Source organism: Giesbergeria sp., from assembly GCF_028686475.1.
GTDB lineage: Bacteria > Pseudomonadota > Gammaproteobacteria > Burkholderiales > Burkholderiaceae_C > Simplicispira.
Map to the genome: position 1 here is coordinate 162,501 of NZ_JAQUCA010000002.1, position 15,784 is coordinate 178,284.

Sequence of the window (15,784 nt, forward strand, 5' to 3'; positions counted from 1 at the left end):
CAGTCGACTAATCCTAGTTAGAAATTATTAACACCCCTGAAGTTAGCTGAGATCAAACAATGATTCAAAATCCTGGCGTTTTACCCGGAGTCCCCCTTCACACACTGGGATCTTTGGAAATAGAAATAGCAAATAATCTTTCCACTTTTTGGTTTGTTGCTTTTGCATCTGTTAAAAATACCGGAAACTCAAGATTTCCTTGGCTTATACTTAAGCCATGCGATAAGTTCAAAGAGCGATTCAATTTAATACATGATATTCTATGCGTTTTTCACCCTTACCCGGTTATTGATTCACGTTTGATAGACAGCATAAATGAAATATTAAACTCACAAGGATCTCGTCTTGATCGCCTTTGCATTGTTCTTATAACAAATGCTGAGCGGCTTTCTATTAATATTGCTGACAATTCAGACTCAGACCCAAGAATAATAATACCTTTTAAGTATCAAGAGCTTCGCGGAGGAGTTGCTGGAAAAGAAAATTTAATGATAGAGAATTTCGAGAGATTACTATTTACTAAAGATTTATTCTCAATGTCGTCTGCGTTGAAAACTGAGAAGTATTTTTTCGGGCGTGCTGCAGATATTCAGCGACTTGTTGGACACTACCAAAATAATGAAAACAGTTCTGTTTTCGGTCTTCGTAGAATTGGTAAAACTTCCGTTTTATGGGCAATAATCCGGCATTTAAAATCAATAAATGCTTATGGCGTCATAATTGACGGAAATGATACCAGATACCATAAGGCGAGTTGGAATAAAGCCTTATATCGTATCAAAGAAATATTATATACATCCAGTGGAATTGACTCTAGAACAGGAAAGCAGGAGGGCGACTATACGGAAGCTGATGCGGCAGCATGTTTTACCGATGATTTGAAATTCTTAAAACAGCGATCTGGTCGCCCAAGTTTAATAATTTTTGATGAGATTCAGAATTTATGTTTTGATATTTCATCTACGATTAGCTGGAGCGACGGGACTGCATCGTTGCCTTTTTGGCAAACGATACGATCAGTATATCAACAAAATCAGAATTTATTCAGCTTTATTCTCGCCGGAACTAACCCTCACATCGTGGAGAAGGCACACACGCCATCAGGGTTGGATAATCCACTATTTAATTATGTTGCGTCTTATTATTTGGGATTCTTTGATTATGACAACGTAAAATCAATGATAACTCAAATTGGTTTACACATGGGAGCATCTTTTGATTCAGCCATTTTTACGTATTTGACTGATGATTTTGGTGGCCATCCATTTTTGATACGTCAAGCGTGCAGTCATTTGTGGAGAACTCAGTCTTCTCCCAACGTTCCACGCCGTATCACTACTTCTAAATTCTTTTATCAATCATGCAAAAGTGGCCTTTTCGATTACACCAGAAATTATATAGCAATGATTTTAGAGGTTTTGACAGATAGATATCCGAGAGAATACGAATTATTGCGGATTCTGGCTGCTCAAGATCATGTGAAATTTAATGTATTTGCTGAACAAAACCCTCAAGATATTCAACATCTTGTAGGATATGGATTAATAGCAAAAGAAAATGACAAGTATTATTTTAGGATAGCGGCTGTTGAAATGGCGGTTCGTGAGAATGCTCGTGACTTGATATGCCCAAGCTCCATAGAAGAGCGGTGGGCAATAATAAGTAAGGAACGGAATCAATTTGAGTATAGATTCCGTGAATTTGTTCGATCAAATCTAAAAAGTTCAGTCGGAAAAATAGAAGCAAAACGTATGGCAATATCTGTAATGCAGAAACGCTCGCAAATAAATAAAGCTAATGACCAAGACGTAGATACGATATTTTCAGGTGAGTTCTATTTTTCCAACCTGCGCGACTTAGTGATTCAGCAGTGGGAAAGGTTTAAATTTCTTTTTGATGATGATAAACAAAAATTTACCAATGCAATGACCGAGGCGAACAAGTTGCGAGCAGATGCACACGCATCAACCATTACAGAGGATCAATTCAAATCTGTAATGCCACAATTAGTTTGGCTATCGAATTCCTTTAATGAAAACTCATAAATCCTAAATTTCCGTTGCGCCTGAAAAACTGCAAAGCCACGCCCGGCTTGCAGCCGCCGGTTACTTTGGTTCGTTAGCACTTGCCCACGGTCGTGCTTATTCCACGCACGTTAAAAATCCGGTTTTTGTTTGTGCCAATGTTTCAAAAGTAGGCTTTGCCTTTGGTTTTCTAGCCCAGTTTTTCCGGTGTCGTATTGGTGCTGGCACAGAATCGTTTTTCCGGCTATGCTGCTGGCTTTGGGTGGCTGCTGTGTGGGCTTGGGTTCTAACCCGGCAGTCAACGCGGACAGCCTACAGCCGCCGGTTACTTTGGTTCGTTAGGCTTGATGCCGAAATCACCGAGAATAGAGAATGAGTACAGGAACATACGAAGAGCCTCTGCCATGCGGGGGAAAGCTGAAAGTTACAAAGGCCTCATGGGAAATTTTCTACTATTTTTCCGGGCCAGACATGAGATACAACGGCATCATTGTTTTAGTGCCTGGTGCCTCAATTGAAAAATATATCTCAGCGTTCAATGAAAATTGGGCGGAGTACGAGCAATTAAAAGCAGCCATACCAAAAGGTGGGGAATTCTCCAAACCAGGCAAACAAGGTATGACAATTCGCATTGGTAATTTTTCTCAAGGTGTGTGCATTGAGTCGTATCACATGCCTATTAGTTCCGTTCAGCAACTTGAGAAGGTAATCAGCGGCTACCGTTATGCGGCGCAAAGAGCACCACAAATACAAAAATTCTTGGGCTCACTGTAGTTCATGAAGCCTAACACTGCGCTCCAGTGGGACGCTACGCCGGCAAGCCGGCTCCGCGCCCCTGAGCTTCAACGTTAACCCACCAAATCAGTAGTGGTAGCGCAATTGAGCAATGAGCAAAGCATCACCGTCAACTCGGTAAACTATACGGTGTTCATCAGTGATGCGTCGAGACCAATAACCAGACAGAACATGCTTCAAAGGCTCTGGCTTTCCTATGCCAGTAAACGGTTCTCTTCTAATTTCTTTAATAAGTTTATTGACACGCTCAACCATGCGCTTATCTTTTTCTTGCCAGAATAAATAGTCTTCCCAAGCTGTTTCTGCAAATATTAGTTTCATTCTGCAAGCTTTCGCTCTCTACCTTCACCCATGCTTAGCTGTTGGATGGCAGCCATTAGACGTTTGGTATTGGCTGGACTACGCAGTAGATATGCTGTTTCTTCCAATGCAGTAAAATCTTCCAGCGAAAGCATCACAACCGATGGTTGTCCGTTACGTGTGATAATGAGTGGCTCGTGGTCGTCACAAACGCGGCTCATTGTGTTGGCCAAATTTGCGCGTGCAGCGGAATACGAAATGGCATCCATAAAACATGCTCCTTATTGTACGCAAAATTGTACCTATAAATTTGTAAACTCGTCCATCTAAGACGCACTTCCACCTAGCTGGCTAGGTGGGTTTCGTCTTGGCGCGGTTTGCGCCCATCGTCAACCTTAAAACTGCGGCCGCCCCCGGCGCAGCAAGGCCACCAGCAGCGCTGTCAACACCACACTAAAACCAACAAAACCAAGAAACGACCAGTTGGCAATCGAGCCGCCCAGAAACGTCCAATCAATCGCGGTGCAATCACCCGAGCCACGAAAAATCATCGGCAAGGCGCGGCTGATGGGGTAGTTTTCAATCATGCCGTAAAAATCACGGCCACAGGTGGCCACTTCGGGTGGATACCACTGCAACCAGCTTTGGCGCGCGGCGGTAAAGGCCCCAAAATCAGCCGCCAACAAGCCCGCCACCGACCAGCCCATTTGCCAACCCCGCCCCTCGCGCAAGCTGGCCAAGCCAGCCGTGACCGCCACCAGCACCAGCGCATAACGCTGCACAATGCACATAGGGCAAGGCTCTAGCCCCAAACCGTGTTGCAAATAAGCGCCAAAGGCCAGCATGAAGAGGCAGACGACGGCCACGCCAGCCAGCACCCGGCGCGAGGCACCGGCCAAACAAGTCAAAAATACCATATCCATCCTTGAGGCTGCCACTGGGCCGCCCAGCATGGCAGCAGCCTCAGATATTGGCAGCTTGGTCTAAAAATACACGCGCGCGCCGAGGTGTGACGACCAGCGTTTCACCTTCACGCAAGCCCATTGCCTTGAACTGTTGCGCCGGAATTTGCGCTTCAATCAGGGATTCAGAAGCTGCATTGTCGGCGGGTTTGGCCGCTTCTACCGGAATAAGTTCCAGCCGGGCAATGGGGCCGACGACAATGGCGCGGCTCAATTGCGCCACAATGCCGCGCGGGCGGCCTTGCTCGTCCAAGCCAGCGCCAGCAGCATAGCGCTCTACCTCCAAATCGTGCGGGCGCACATAGGCAAAGGCTTTGGCATTTTGCGCGGCACGGTGTTCGGGGGAATCCAATTCCATGCCTTCCAAATGCACCAGCCCCTCGTGGGCGCGGCCATGAAACAGGTTCACATCGCCCAAGAAGCCATAGACAAACGGGCTGGCCGGATGCTCCCACACTTCTTGCGGCGAACCGCTTTGCTCGATTTTGCCTTGGTTAATCACCACCACCCGGTCGGCTACTTCCAAGGCTTCTTCTTGGTCGTGCGTGACAAAAATGCTGGTGACGTGCAACTCATCGTGCAAGCGGCGCAACCAGCGGCGCAGTTCTTTGCGTACTTTGGCATCCAATGCGCCAAACGGTTCATCCAGCAGCAGCACCTTGGGCTCTACCGCCAAAGCACGCGCCAAAGCAATGCGCTGGCGCTGGCCGCCCGACAGTTGCGACGGGTAACGGTCGGCAATCCAATCCAATTGCACCAGTTTGAGCAAGTCCATCACTTTCTTCTTGATCTGGGCCTCACTGGGGCGCTCGTTGCGCGGTTTGACGCGCAGGCCAAAGGCCACGTTCTCAAACACCGTCATGTGCCGAAACAGCGCGTAGTGTTGGAACACAAAGCCCACGCCCCGGTCGCGCACATGCACATCGGTGGTGTCTTCACCCGAGAAATGGATGCTGCCTACATCTGGGGTTTCTAGCCCGGCAATGATGCGTAGCAGCGTGGTTTTGCCGCAGCCCGATGGCCCCAGCAGCGCAATCAACTCGCCCGAGTTAATATCCAGACTGACATCACGCAGCGCCTGAAAGCTGCCAAACTGTTTGCTGATGTTGCGAATTTCAATGCTCATGGTGGATTCTTTCAGCGCACTGTGGGGGCGGTGGGCAAAGTGGGGCGCTCAGGGGGCAATTCGGCTGTCGCTTTGAGCAATTGCTCGTTGCGCCATTCGGCCACTGATTTAATCACCAGCGTAATCAGCGCCAACAGTGCCAGCAATGATGCTGCTGCAAACGCTGCCACCGATTGGTACTCGTTGTACAAAATTTCGACATGCAAAGGCAGGGTGTTGGTTTGGCCCCGGATATGGCCCGACACCACCGAGACTGCGCCAAACTCGCCCATCGCACGCGCATTGCACAAAATCACGCCATACAACAGGCCCCATTTGATATTGGGCAGCGTGACATGCCAAAAGGTTTGCCAGCCGCTGGCCCCGAGCACAATTGCGGCTTGTTCTTCGTCGTTGCCTTGGGCTTGCATCAGCGGAATCAACTCGCGCGCAATAAACGGGAAGGTCACAAACACCGTAGCCAACACAATACCGGGCACGGCAAAGATGATTTTGATGTCATGCTCTTGCAGCCACGGGCCAAACCAGCCTTGTGCGCCAAACACCAACACATACATCAGCCCCGCCACAACCGGCGAGATAGAAAACGGCAAATCAATCAGCGTAATCAGAAAAGCTTTGCCTTTGAATTCATACTTGGCAATACACCAAGCCGCAGCCATGCCAAATACCAAGTTCAGCGGTACGGCGACGGCAGCAGCTATCAAAGTAAGTTGAATAGCTGACCAAGCATCCGGTTCACGCAGGCCCTCAAAGTAAGCACCTAGCCCCTTGCGTAGCGCTTCGGTAAACACGGCGGCCAGCGGCAGCACTAAAAACAGCAAGACAAAAGCCAGCGCCACGCCAATCAGCGTATAGCGCACCCAAGCAGCTTCAGTCGTGCCCGCTTGAGCGCGGCGCACGGTACGGGTAGGGGCGGCACTCATGCGGGGGCTCCGGCGTGGCGGCGCTGCCAGGCTTGCAGCGCATTAATCACCAGCAACAAAACAAACGAAATCACTAACATCACTACCGCCACGGCGGTGGCCCCGGCGTAATCGTATTGCTCTAGCTTGCCAATGATGATGAGCGGGGTAATCTCCGACACCATCGGCATATTGCCTGCAATAAAAATCACTGAGCCATATTCGCCCACGGCACGGGCAAAGGCCATCGCAAAACCCGTCATGAGTGCTGGGGTGATGCTGGGCAAAATCACCTTGCTAAAAATTTGCCAGCGCGTGGCCCCCAAACTGGTGGCAGCTTCTTCGAGCTCTTTTTCGGCATCTTCTAGCACTGGCTGCACGGTACGCACGACAAACGGCAGGCCAATAAAAATCAGCGCCACCACAATCCCGGCAGGCTTAAAGGCCAATTGGATGCCCATTGGTTCTAGGTATTGGCCAACCCAGCCATTGCCTGCCAACAATGCCGTCAGCGAGATACCCGCCACGGCGGTGGGCAAAGCAAAGGGCAAGTCCACCAGCGCATCGACGATTTTTTTGCCCGGAAAAGAATAACGCACCAACACCCAAGCAATCAGCAAGCCAAACACCAAATTGACCAAGGCGGCGAACAAGGATGCGCCAAAGGTCAGTTGGTACGAGGCCACGACACGCGGCGAGCTAATCGCCTCCCAAAACTGCACCCACGTGAGCGTGAAGGTTTTGAACAGCAAGGCCGACAGCGGCACCAGCACAATGATGCTGAGATAAAACAAGGTGTAACCCAGCGTCAGGCCAAAACCGGGCAGCACCCGTTTGGCCTTGCCCACCGTAGCACGGGGCGCAGGAACACCCACCGCACCCGCAGGTGCGGAAAAAGAGGCAGCGGTACTCATGGGTTATTTAGCGCCGGGGGTGTAGAGCTTGTCAAACTGGCCGCCGTCGTTGAAATGCACTTTTTGCGCTTCACCCAAAGAGCCAAAATACTTGGCGACAGTAAATTGCTTGAGCGGCTTGAAAACGGCAGCGTGCTTTTTCAGCACCGCTTCGGAGCGCGGACGCAGCGCGTGCTTGGCAGCGATTTCTTGCGCTTCTTCCGAGTAGAGGTAATCTAAATAAGCCTTGGCGACCTCGCCCGAGCCTTTCTTGGCCGCCGTGCGCTCTACCACGGCCACTGGGTTCTCGGCCACAATGCTAGAAGAAGGGTAAATGGCATCGACTTTGCCTGCACCAAACTCGCGGTCAATCGACAACACTTCGGATTCAAACGTAATCAACACATCGCCAATGTTGCGCTGCAAGAAGATGGCGGTGGCATCACGCCCACCCTTGCCCAACACCGGCACGTTTTTGTACAGCTTGCCGACAAAATCTGCTGCTTGGGCATCGGTACCGCCTTTTTCGCGCACAGCCCCCCAAGCGGCCAAGTAGGCGTAACGGCCATTACCGCCGGTTTTAGGGTTGACCACAATCACCTGCACGCCGGGTTTGACCAAATCATCCCAGTCTTTGATGTTTTTCGGGTTGCCATTGCGTACCAAAAACAGCATGGTGGAGGTGGTGGGCGAGGCATCGTGTGGGAATTTTTTGGCCCAATCTTTGGCCACTACCCCATTGGCGGCCAAAAATTCGATGTCGGTGGTGGTATTCATGGTGACCACATCGGCATCGAGGCCATCTTTCACGGCGCGTGCTTGGGCGCTAGAGCCGCCATGCGCTTGGTCAATCTTGACATCTTTGCCGGTGGTATTGCGGTAGTGGGCGACAAAGGCCGGGTTGTAGTCTTTGTAAAACTCGCGCGCCACATCGTAGGAGGCATTGAGCAAGGTGGTGGTTTGTGCCGAGGCCATGCCACTGAGAGCCAGGGCGGCAGCCGCCAGAACGGACTTGAGTTGGAAAGAGGTCATGGACACGCTCACAAAAAAACAGCTTAGATGCGGCGATTGTGCCCATGCTCCCTTAAAACCACAAAGAATATATTTTTGTTAATTTATCAGGATATGGATATAAAGCCCCGCAATGCGTCCCTCGAACCCAACGGGACAGCGGCTTACTGGACACGGTACGCCGACGTATCGACCTTGAGCTGACCTGCAAGGCCACTCACCTGCCTTGTCCCCATTGCCAAACAGTCGGGCAAGGGTTCAGGAAGGCCCGCTGGTACACCGCTGTCTTTGATGTTGTCAAGTCCTACACAAAACGACGAAGAACCTTTTTTGGTCACGGATTCAGGCAGGTTGTCACCTTTGCATGAACGGCAGAGATAGATAATTTTTTTCAATCATTAAATTTCTTAAAATAATCAATCAGTTGTGATTTTATCACTACCAAAATTTCATCAGCGCATTAAAGATTGCGTAGTTTTCTATCGCACAGGCAGCTTAGAATTACGTGGCGAAAGCGGGAGCCAGTCTAAACACCGGAAATTAGTCAATCATCATGTCCCATTCAATCAAACAACTTTGTTGCGCGGCTTCTTTCCTGCTGCCAGCCTTGGCCGGCAGCCAAGAATTCCCTTTTTTTAGCGCCGCTCAAAACGGCTTCCGACTCAGTATTCCTTATCTGGAATACCACAGCGGGGCCAGCAAACAGGGCTTCCGGGCAGCGTTGACCAGCAACGACGGCGGACTCTTTCAGCTGGAACCGGGTTCGGTCGGTAGCGTCAGCCCACTCACTTCAGCGGTACATGCCACCACTATCGCTGAAGCCAACGGCGCTTTCAGGCTGAACATTCCCTATCTGGAGTATGCCGATGCCGGTGTCACCCGCGCCTTTCAGGCCGCGCTCAGCTCCACTGACCTCAACGTTTTTAGGCTAGACCCGGCATCGCTGCTCGAAGTGCCGGTGGAAGAATCGCCCTATGTCAAAGACAAGCCATCCGTCTATGCAGTCGAAGAAGCGAAAGTTTTGAACGCCACCGTAGTCACCACGGACGGAACTTATACCTTTGCCGACGTGAATGGCGATATAGATGGTAACGACGCAATCGTTCCAGAAGTGGCCGCCCATTTCATCATTGAGGGCTATCCTGATGATGGAAAAACGAGCAATGCCACGCTGCGCTTACGCGGCCAGAGTACACGCCTCTCGGCACAAAAATCCTACCGCATCAAACTCGCCAACGATGCCGCCGCTTGGCGCAATGAAAAAACCCTGCAATTCAACAAACATCCGTATGACCTGACCCGGATGCGTAACAAACTGGCCTTTGACCTGTTCCGAGACATTCCGCACCTTCCCAGCTTACGCACGCAATTTGCCCGCATCAGCATCACCAACAACAACGCCAACGGCATCAGTTACGCCAGCGGAAACTTTGGACTTTTCACCCATGTCGAAAAAATGGGCAAGGACTACCTCAGCAAGCGTGGCTTACCCACCGACGGCAACATTTACAAGGCCGAGGATTTCGATTTCCGCTGGAGTGCCAATCTCGCCCTGGACAGCAGTGGCAAGCCGCTCAATAAAACCGATTTCGAAAAGGTGTTAAGTCTGGAGGCCGACAACGGCAATCATGAAAAACTGCTGGCCATGCTCCAGGCGGTCAATGATGCAAGCACCGATTTTGAGGCCGTCTTTAGCCAATATTTTGACCGAAACAACTACCTGACTTGGTTGGCCACCAACATCCTGATAGGCAACCGGGACACCGTCAACCAAAACTTTGCGCTTTACCAGCCCAAGGCCAACGACAAATTCTATTTTCTGCCTTGGGATTACGATGGTGCCTTTGGCTTTGAAGACCAACCGGACCAACAAGCCGCTGGCCCGCTGTATGCCCCCTACCAGCAAACGCTGGCCAACTGGTGGGGCGTGGCCCTGCACCAGCGCTTCCTGAGTTCTCCCAAGCACCGGGACGAACTGGTGGCGATGGTGAACCAGCTTGCCGAACGTTACCTGACCGAAGCCCAAATCAAGGCAAAAATTGATGCCTACCGCCCCTTGATTGAACCCTTGGTAACCAGCCCCCCGGATTTGGAGCATCTGCCACTGGCCAGCCAAAGCGCCAGCAGCGAATGGGATGCCGAATGCAGCCGCATCGCCAAGGTGGTTCAAACCAATCTCGCTAACTTCACCCGCACGCTGGAAAGCCCCATGCCCTTCTGGCAATCGGCGACCAGCCAAGGTAACCAAATCAAGTTGAGCTGGGGGCCATCGGTGGATTTACAGGGCGACGCGGTGCGTTACAGCGCGATGATTTCGGCAAACCCCGATTTCTCCAATGTCAGACTGCAAAACAATTTGACCGAAAACGAATGGCTGGCACCGATGTTGCCGGATGGACGCTGGTATTTGAAGGTATCCGCCACCGACAGCAAAGGCAACACCCAAGAAGCGTTCGATAGAACCGAATCGGCCAATGCGCGCTATTTTGGCATCCTTCCTTTTGTGGTTCAGGGCGGTCAAATCGTGCAGTAATGCCAATGGCCAGTGGCCAATGGGGTCAGGGTTGCTGGTCTGGCCCCGCTGGTTTTGCCAAGGCATCGCCATCGAGCAACTGTGCCGCTGGATTGAGTACGCTGGTCTGGGCGCGAAAGTAACCCAACACCGTGGCCACGCTTTGGTGGCCGGTCATGGCCATCGTATCGGCCAGCGGCACATTTTGCCGCCCCGCCTCCGTCACAAAACCCGAGCGCAAAGAATGCGCCGAAAAATCCCCTTCTAACCCAGCCAAGGCGCAACGCGCCTGCACAATGTCGCGCACTGCGGCCGCCGACAATGGCCCACCCAAATGCCCTCCTTTGAGTACGCGCCTAAAAATCGGCCCACTGGTGATGCCGCTGGCTTCTAGCCAGACGTGCAGCGCTTGCCCAGCCATGCCCAAAATCGGTTTGTGGTTTTCTGGGCGGTCTTGGCCGCTTTGGTTGCTTTTAGAGCGTTGCAGGGTATAGACGAAATCCGTTGGCCCCACGCGCTGCAAGTAGTGCATTTCGGCCTCTGCCACTTCCGAGCGCCGCCGCCCGCCACTGGCCCAAGCAAACAACAACAAAGCCCGGTCACGCTGCCCGCGCAAAGCATCGTCACAGGTAGCCAGCAGGGCTTGGAGCGCATCTTTGGTCAAGGCGGCTTTTTTCTGTGCCAAAGCGCCACGCCGGGCATAGGCTTTGCGCGTGCGCGAGAGCAAATCCCGCACCTGCACATCCATACACGGATTGGCCAAGCCGCGCAGCTGGTGCGCCTTGGACATCACCGCCACCCGGTGCGCCAGCGTGGCATAGGCCATCGGGCCACTTTTGCCTTTGTAACCCTCTTTTTCTAATTGCGCGGCGATGGCAGCGGGCAATTCTGCCGCCAAGCCCTTGGCCGTGATGCGCTGGGCGTGGTCCACGATGAACTGAAACACACAAGCCACCGGCAGCGGCAGCTGGATACGACTGCCATAGCGCAAAGCGTACCACGCCGCCCAATAGCGCATCGCCGCGCGGTAGCTGGCCACGGTGTTGGCCGATTCACCTTCTTGCATCAGGGCGTCGATGGCGCTTTGTGTGTCCTCGCTCAGGCCACTGGGTTGTAAAGCAGCAGCGTGGTGCAGCAAAGAGAGCGGATTTTCTGTCATTGGCATGTTGTTTGTTCTAAAAAATATGTTAGATGTATGATATATTACAAATAATAGAAATAGCCCACGATAAGCATTCCTTATCGAGACCTATTTTACAAAGAAGGCCCTATCCCCCATGAACTCCCCCCTCTCTGGCCCCCGTGGCATCCAATACGAAGATGTGGCCCAAGCCGCTGATGCTCTGCTGCACGAAGGCTTGCGCCCCACCATTGAACGCATCCGCCAGCGCATAGGCCGAGGCTCGCCCAATACCGTCAGCCCGATGTTGGAGCGCTGGTTTGCTGGTTTAGGACAGCGCTTGCAAGACAGCGCCAGCGCGCCCGAACCCGCCGCTGGTTTGCCGCCGGTACTCTGGCAAGCGGTGCAAGAGGGGTGGTTGCAAGCCTGCCAGCAGGCCGAACAACAGGCCGCTGCCGCCCACCATGCCGAGCGCGAAGCCTTGGCACAGCAGGCGCAGCAGCTAGAGCAAGACCGCGTCCAGCTCCATGCGCGTGAAACCGCCCTGAATGAACGCCTACGCGCCTTAGAAGAATCTTTGCAGCTGTGTACGCAACAACTGCACGAAAGCAACGAACGCTGGAAAGCCAGCCAACGCAGCCTCGCCCAGCGTGATACCGAGATGAGCGCGCAACAAGGTTTGTTCGAGCGTCTATCGGCACAACACGCCACCTTACAGCAGCGCCTAGAAGAAGTGCAAACCCAGGCCCAGCAAGAGCGCCAGCAACTGCAAGAGCGCTACCAGCAAAATGAGCGCCGCTGGATGACCGAAGTGGACCGCGCCCGCCAACTCAACAAACAACTCAATCATCAGTTTGAGCAGGAATTGGAGGCGCAAGAACGCCAAAGCATCCAAATGCAAACCCAGCTAGAGCAGCAACTGGCCACACAACAACAACAAACCCAGCAACAACAAACACAAATCGCCCATTTGCAGCAGCAACTGGCGTTGGCGCAAGGCCAAGCCAGCCAAGCGACCTTGTTGCTCACGCAATGGCAAAGCCAGCAAGCTGTTGCCCCTCAAGCTAAAGTGCAAGCGCCAGAACGCAAACGTACTGGTTTGCGCCCGGCATTGCGGCGCAGTGCTACGCCGAGCAAGCGTTTGCCGCGCGGTGTCTAGCCACAGCGCCGTATAGCAAGGCCATATTTTTGCAGCCCATGCCGCTGGCAAACGCTGCAAAAGCTGGTGTTGGCAAAATTCTCGGGCGCAGGCAGTGTAGAGTGTGCCAAGGTCTGCGTCTCTGTTGTTTTCTTCTGCACTTGCTGAAAGGTTAGCCATGCCCCGTTCCTCTGCTGCCCGCGCTTCTAGCGCCTCCGTTGCCAAGGTACCTCAGATGCCCGCCAAAGTGCCGCGCCATTTCGCCGTGGTGGGTGCTGGCTTGGCGGGTATTGCCTGTGCGCGTACCCTGTTGCAAGCTGGCCATCGGGTCACGGTGTTTGAGCAGGCCGAGCGCGTGGGCGGACGCACCGCCAGCCATGAGTCCCCGTTTGGCAGTTTTGATGCCGGGGCGCAGTATTTCACCATCCGGGATGAGCGTTTTGCCTTGGCTCTGGATACCGTGCCCGGCCTGTATCGCCCTTGGAGTGCCAATGCCATTCGGGTGTTAGATGCCACCGGCCATGTGGCCTCGCCCAGCCAGCCGCCCGGCGAGGCCCATTGGGTCGCCACCCCCGGCATGGACGCTTTGGCCACTGCGTGGGCCGAGCCACTGCAACAGGGCGGCCACCTGCACACTCAAGCGCAAGTAGTCGCCATTGAGCGCGACCCGATTCATCCGCAACAATGGCAATTGCGTATCCAAGGCCCAGCGGGCGCGCAACAGGTGCTGGCGGGTTTTGATGCGGTGCTGTTGGCCCAACCAGCCGACTTGGCCCGCACGCTACTCACGCAATCCCAAATCGCCCCAGCGCTGGCGGCAGAGATTGCGGGCGTGATTACCGCCCCCTGCTGGTCGATGATGCTGGCCTTTCCGCAAGCGGTACACCCCGGTACCTTGGGGCCGCAATGGAATGCCGCACGCAGTACCCACCACCGCATCGCGTGGCTGGCGCGCGAGTCTTCCAAACCACAGCGCGGCTTGGTGGAGCGCTGGACGGTGCAAGCCAGCCCGGCATGGTCGCACGAGCATTTGCACGATGACCCCAGCCGCGTACAAGCCAAGCTGCTCAAAGCCTTTGCCGAAGTGACGGGCATCCACGCGCAACCCCAGTATGTCGAAATGCGCCGTTGGGCCTATGCACAAACCACCCAGCCGCTGGGCAAAACCCATTTAATCGACAGTGAACTCAACATCGGGGCCTGTGGTGATTGGTGTTTAGGCCATCGCTTAGAAGATGCCTTTATTTCTGGCCTAGAGCTGGCTTTGGCCGCAGACTTTAGTGCCAACTTTGAGCACAACATCATGCAGGCGATGCTTGATGCAGCAAAGGACTTGCCAGACGAGCAATGAGCCACCAACGCGCTTACCGGGGCCGCTTTGCCCCGTCCCCTACCGGGCCGCTTCATGCTGGCTCCTTGGTGGCAGCGCTGGCCAGTTGGTTAGATGCACGCGCTTGGAACGGCGGCCACGGTGGGCGCTGGCTGGTACGCATCGAAGATGTGGACACGCCGCGCTGCTTGCCCGATGCCGCAGAAACCATCTTGCACCAATTGGCCGCTTGCGGCTTGCAGCCCGATGGGCCGGTGCTTTGGCAATCGACACGCTCTGCCGCTTACCAACAAGCGTTAGACCATTTGCTGGCCCAAGGCTTGGCCTACCCCTGTGCCTGCTCGCGCAAACAGATTGCCGCCATCCAAGCAGCACAAGGCCATGCCCCAGAACGCCATGCCACCTTGCCTTACCCCGGCACTTGTCGCAATGGATTGCAAGGGCGCACCGCACGCGCATGGCGCTTTAATACACAAACGGCCCCGATAGTCGATTGGTACGACCGACGCTTGGGGCCACAGCAGCAAAATGTGGCCCAAACCGTGGGCGATTTTGTCCTGCGCCGTGCCGATGGCCTGTGGGCGTACCAACTGGCGGTGGTGGTGGACGACGCAGCCCAAGGCATCACCCATATCGTGCGCGGCCAAGATTTGGCCGACAATACGCCACGCCAAATGCTGCTGCAACGCGCCTTGGGTGTACCCACACCCCAGTACCTGCACACGCCGCTGGTGTGTGATGCCCACGGAGAAAAACTCTCCAAACAACAGGGTGCCCCGGCTTTGGATGTGAGCCAGCCGCTCACAGCCCTGGCTGCCGCCGCCCAAGTGCTGGGGCTAACAAAACCGACATCAGAACACGCTACACTGTCCGATGCCCTGAACCTGTGGGTACAAGCTTGGTCGCATCTCTACAATCGGCCCCCGTGACTGAAATTTCCCCTACTCCTCCTTCCGCGTCTGACAGTGCTGCCCCTGCGGGTGTGGCCTATCCCAAGACGATTAAAAGCTTTGTGCGCCGCGCTGGACGCACCACTACCGGCCAAACCAAAGCCTTTGCTGAGTTAGGGCCGCGCTTTATCTTGCCTTATAGCCCGCAACCCTTGGATGCACCAGCTGCCTTTGGTCGTGAGGCCCCACTGGTATTAGAAATTGGCTTTGGCATGGGCGAGGCCACCGCGCACATTGCGCGTGTGCGTCCCAACGACAACTTTTTGTGCTGCGAAGTGCATGAACCCGGCGTGGGTGCCTTGCTCAAACGCATTGGCGAGCAAGACTTGCACAATATCCGCATCGTGCAACACGATGCCGTAGAAGTCATAGACCAAATGCTGCCTCTGGCCAGTCTGGATGGCATCCACATCTTCTTCCCAGACCCGTGGCACAAAAAAAAGCACAACAAGCGCCGCCTGATTCAGCCGCCGCTGGTGGCTAAGTTGGCAGCACGGCTCAAGCCCGGCGGCTACCTGCACTGCGCTACCGACTGGCAACCCTACGCCGAGCAAATGCTGCACGTGCTGGGCATGGAACCCTTGCTGCACAACAGCAGTCAACAAGCCGATGGCTACGCCTTGCAACCCGATTACCGCCCCCTGACCAAGTTTGAAAACCGAGGCCTGCGCCTAGGCCACGGCGTGTGGGACTTGGTATTTTTGCGTCGCAGCTAATT

At 53.8% G+C, this 15,784-nt stretch carries 16 protein-coding genes; 7 read left to right on the forward strand and 9 right to left on the reverse strand.

From position 1 onward, the window contains the following. Positions 1-59: 59 nt before the first annotated feature. Positions 60-2,045 (forward strand): AAA-like domain-containing protein, encoded by a 1,986-nt coding sequence (locus PHX60_RS02110; protein ID WP_300074012.1) that lies wholly within the window; start codon positions 60-62, stop codon positions 2,043-2,045. 351 nt (positions 2,046-2,396) lie between these two features. After that, complete coding sequence (locus tag PHX60_RS02115) at positions 2,397-2,798, forward strand: hypothetical protein (protein ID WP_300074015.1); 402 nt, start codon at positions 2,397-2,399, stop codon at positions 2,796-2,798. An 87-nt stretch (positions 2,799-2,885) separates the two neighbouring features. On the opposite strand, the gene PHX60_RS02120 is transcribed toward PHX60_RS02115, so the two are convergent. The 8 genes from PHX60_RS02120 to PHX60_RS02155 all read right to left on the reverse strand — a co-directional run bounded on the left by PHX60_RS02120 (position 2,886) and on the right by PHX60_RS02155 (position 8,411). Next, the gene (locus PHX60_RS02120) at positions 2,886-3,140 is read right to left on the reverse strand and encodes a Txe/YoeB family addiction module toxin (RefSeq protein ID WP_300074017.1); all 255 of its coding nucleotides are present in this window, start codon (positions 3,138-3,140) and stop codon (positions 2,886-2,888) included. Next, positions 3,137-3,388: a type II toxin-antitoxin system prevent-host-death family antitoxin gene (locus tag PHX60_RS02125; protein ID WP_300074020.1), complete on the reverse strand. Its 252-nt coding sequence runs from the start codon at positions 3,386-3,388 to the stop codon at positions 3,137-3,139. Before PHX60_RS02125 ends, PHX60_RS02120 begins: the two co-directional genes overlap by 4 nt. Positions 3,389-3,514: 126 nt before the next feature. Continuing rightward, positions 3,515-4,036 carry a disulfide bond formation protein B gene (locus PHX60_RS02130; protein ID WP_300074023.1) on the reverse strand — a complete coding sequence of 174 codons (522 nt, stop codon included), beginning with the start codon at positions 4,034-4,036 and terminating at the stop codon, positions 3,515-3,517. Positions 4,037-4,082: 46 nt separating this feature from the next. Then, positions 4,083-5,207, reverse strand: coding sequence for a sulfate ABC transporter ATP-binding protein (locus PHX60_RS02135; RefSeq protein ID WP_300074026.1), 1,125 nt, complete (start codon positions 5,205-5,207; stop codon positions 4,083-4,085). An 11-nt stretch (positions 5,208-5,218) separates the two neighbouring features. Further along, positions 5,219-6,133, reverse strand: coding sequence for a sulfate ABC transporter permease subunit CysW (gene cysW, locus PHX60_RS02140; RefSeq protein ID WP_300074028.1), 915 nt, complete (start codon positions 6,131-6,133; stop codon positions 5,219-5,221). After that, the gene (cysT, locus tag PHX60_RS02145) at positions 6,130-7,026 is read right to left on the reverse strand and encodes a sulfate ABC transporter permease subunit CysT (protein WP_300074030.1); all 897 of its coding nucleotides are present in this window, start codon (positions 7,024-7,026) and stop codon (positions 6,130-6,132) included. The genes cysW and cysT overlap by 4 nt, the downstream gene beginning before the upstream one ends. Before the next feature lie 3 nt (positions 7,027-7,029). Continuing rightward, complete coding sequence (locus PHX60_RS02150) at positions 7,030-8,037, reverse strand: sulfate ABC transporter substrate-binding protein (protein WP_300074032.1); 1,008 nt, start codon at positions 8,035-8,037, stop codon at positions 7,030-7,032. 143 nt (positions 8,038-8,180) lie between these two features. After that, positions 8,181-8,411 (reverse strand): hypothetical protein, encoded by a 231-nt coding sequence (locus tag PHX60_RS02155; RefSeq protein ID WP_300074034.1) that lies wholly within the window; start codon positions 8,409-8,411, stop codon positions 8,181-8,183. Positions 8,412-8,569: 158 nt separating this feature from the next. On the opposite strand from PHX60_RS02155, the gene PHX60_RS02160 reads away from it, so the two are divergent. Beyond that, positions 8,570-10,549: a CotH kinase family protein gene (locus PHX60_RS02160; protein ID WP_300074036.1), complete on the forward strand. Its 1,980-nt coding sequence runs from the start codon at positions 8,570-8,572 to the stop codon at positions 10,547-10,549. 25 nt (positions 10,550-10,574) lie between these two features. On the opposite strand, the gene PHX60_RS02165 is transcribed toward PHX60_RS02160, so the two are convergent. Then, on the reverse strand, positions 10,575-11,687 hold the full coding sequence (locus PHX60_RS02165; RefSeq protein WP_300074229.1) for a site-specific integrase: 1,113 nt from the start codon (positions 11,685-11,687) through the stop codon (positions 10,575-10,577). 118 nt (positions 11,688-11,805) lie between these two features. Here PHX60_RS02165 and PHX60_RS02170 point away from each other — a divergent pair, with 118 nt between their 5' ends. The 4 genes from PHX60_RS02170 (at position 11,806) to trmB (ending at position 15,782) form a co-directional block, all read left to right on the forward strand. Beyond that, positions 11,806-12,807: a DNA-binding protein gene (locus PHX60_RS02170; protein WP_300074038.1), complete on the forward strand. Its 1,002-nt coding sequence runs from the start codon at positions 11,806-11,808 to the stop codon at positions 12,805-12,807. 214 nt (positions 12,808-13,021) lie between these two features. After that, complete coding sequence (locus PHX60_RS02175; RefSeq protein ID WP_300074232.1) at positions 13,022-14,137, forward strand: FAD-dependent oxidoreductase; 1,116 nt, start codon at positions 13,022-13,024, stop codon at positions 14,135-14,137. After that, positions 14,134-15,045, forward strand: coding sequence for a tRNA glutamyl-Q(34) synthetase GluQRS (gluQRS, locus tag PHX60_RS02180; RefSeq protein WP_300074040.1), 912 nt, complete (start codon positions 14,134-14,136; stop codon positions 15,043-15,045). Before PHX60_RS02175 ends, gluQRS begins: the two co-directional genes overlap by 4 nt. Then, positions 15,042-15,782: a tRNA (guanosine(46)-N7)-methyltransferase TrmB gene (gene trmB / locus PHX60_RS02185; RefSeq protein ID WP_300074042.1), complete on the forward strand. Its 741-nt coding sequence runs from the start codon at positions 15,042-15,044 to the stop codon at positions 15,780-15,782. Before gluQRS ends, trmB begins: the two co-directional genes overlap by 4 nt. The last annotated feature ends 2 nt before the right edge of the window (positions 15,783-15,784 follow it).

Bases quoted from the DNA above. Each gene is read 5' to 3' on its own strand.
- PHX60_RS02110 (WP_300074012.1), top strand. From the start codon at position 60: ATGATTCAAAATCCTGGCGTTTTACCCGGAGTCCCCCTTCACACACTG.
- PHX60_RS02115 (WP_300074015.1), top strand. From the start codon at position 2,397: ATGAGTACAGGAACATACGAAGAGCCTCTGCCATGCGGGGGAAAGCTG.
- PHX60_RS02120 (WP_300074017.1), bottom strand. From the start codon at position 3,140: ATGAAACTAATATTTGCAGAAACAGCTTGGGAAGACTATTTATTCTGG.
- PHX60_RS02125 (WP_300074020.1), bottom strand. From the start codon at position 3,388: ATGGATGCCATTTCGTATTCCGCTGCACGCGCAAATTTGGCCAACACA.
- PHX60_RS02130 (WP_300074023.1), bottom strand. From the start codon at position 4,036: ATGGTATTTTTGACTTGTTTGGCCGGTGCCTCGCGCCGGGTGCTGGCT.
- PHX60_RS02135 (WP_300074026.1), bottom strand. From the start codon at position 5,207: ATGAGCATTGAAATTCGCAACATCAGCAAACAGTTTGGCAGCTTTCAG.
- cysW (WP_300074028.1), bottom strand. From the start codon at position 6,133: ATGAGTGCCGCCCCTACCCGTACCGTGCGCCGCGCTCAAGCGGGCACG.
- cysT (WP_300074030.1), bottom strand. From the start codon at position 7,026: ATGAGTACCGCTGCCTCTTTTTCCGCACCTGCGGGTGCGGTGGGTGTT.
- PHX60_RS02150 (WP_300074032.1), bottom strand. From the start codon at position 8,037: ATGACCTCTTTCCAACTCAAGTCCGTTCTGGCGGCTGCCGCCCTGGCT.
- PHX60_RS02160 (WP_300074036.1), top strand. From the start codon at position 8,570: ATGTCCCATTCAATCAAACAACTTTGTTGCGCGGCTTCTTTCCTGCTG.
- PHX60_RS02165 (WP_300074229.1), bottom strand. From the start codon at position 11,687: ATGACAGAAAATCCGCTCTCTTTGCTGCACCACGCTGCTGCTTTACAA.
- PHX60_RS02170 (WP_300074038.1), top strand. From the start codon at position 11,806: ATGAACTCCCCCCTCTCTGGCCCCCGTGGCATCCAATACGAAGATGTG.
- PHX60_RS02175 (WP_300074232.1), top strand. From the start codon at position 13,022: ATGCCCGCCAAAGTGCCGCGCCATTTCGCCGTGGTGGGTGCTGGCTTG.
- gluQRS (WP_300074040.1), top strand. From the start codon at position 14,134: ATGAGCCACCAACGCGCTTACCGGGGCCGCTTTGCCCCGTCCCCTACC.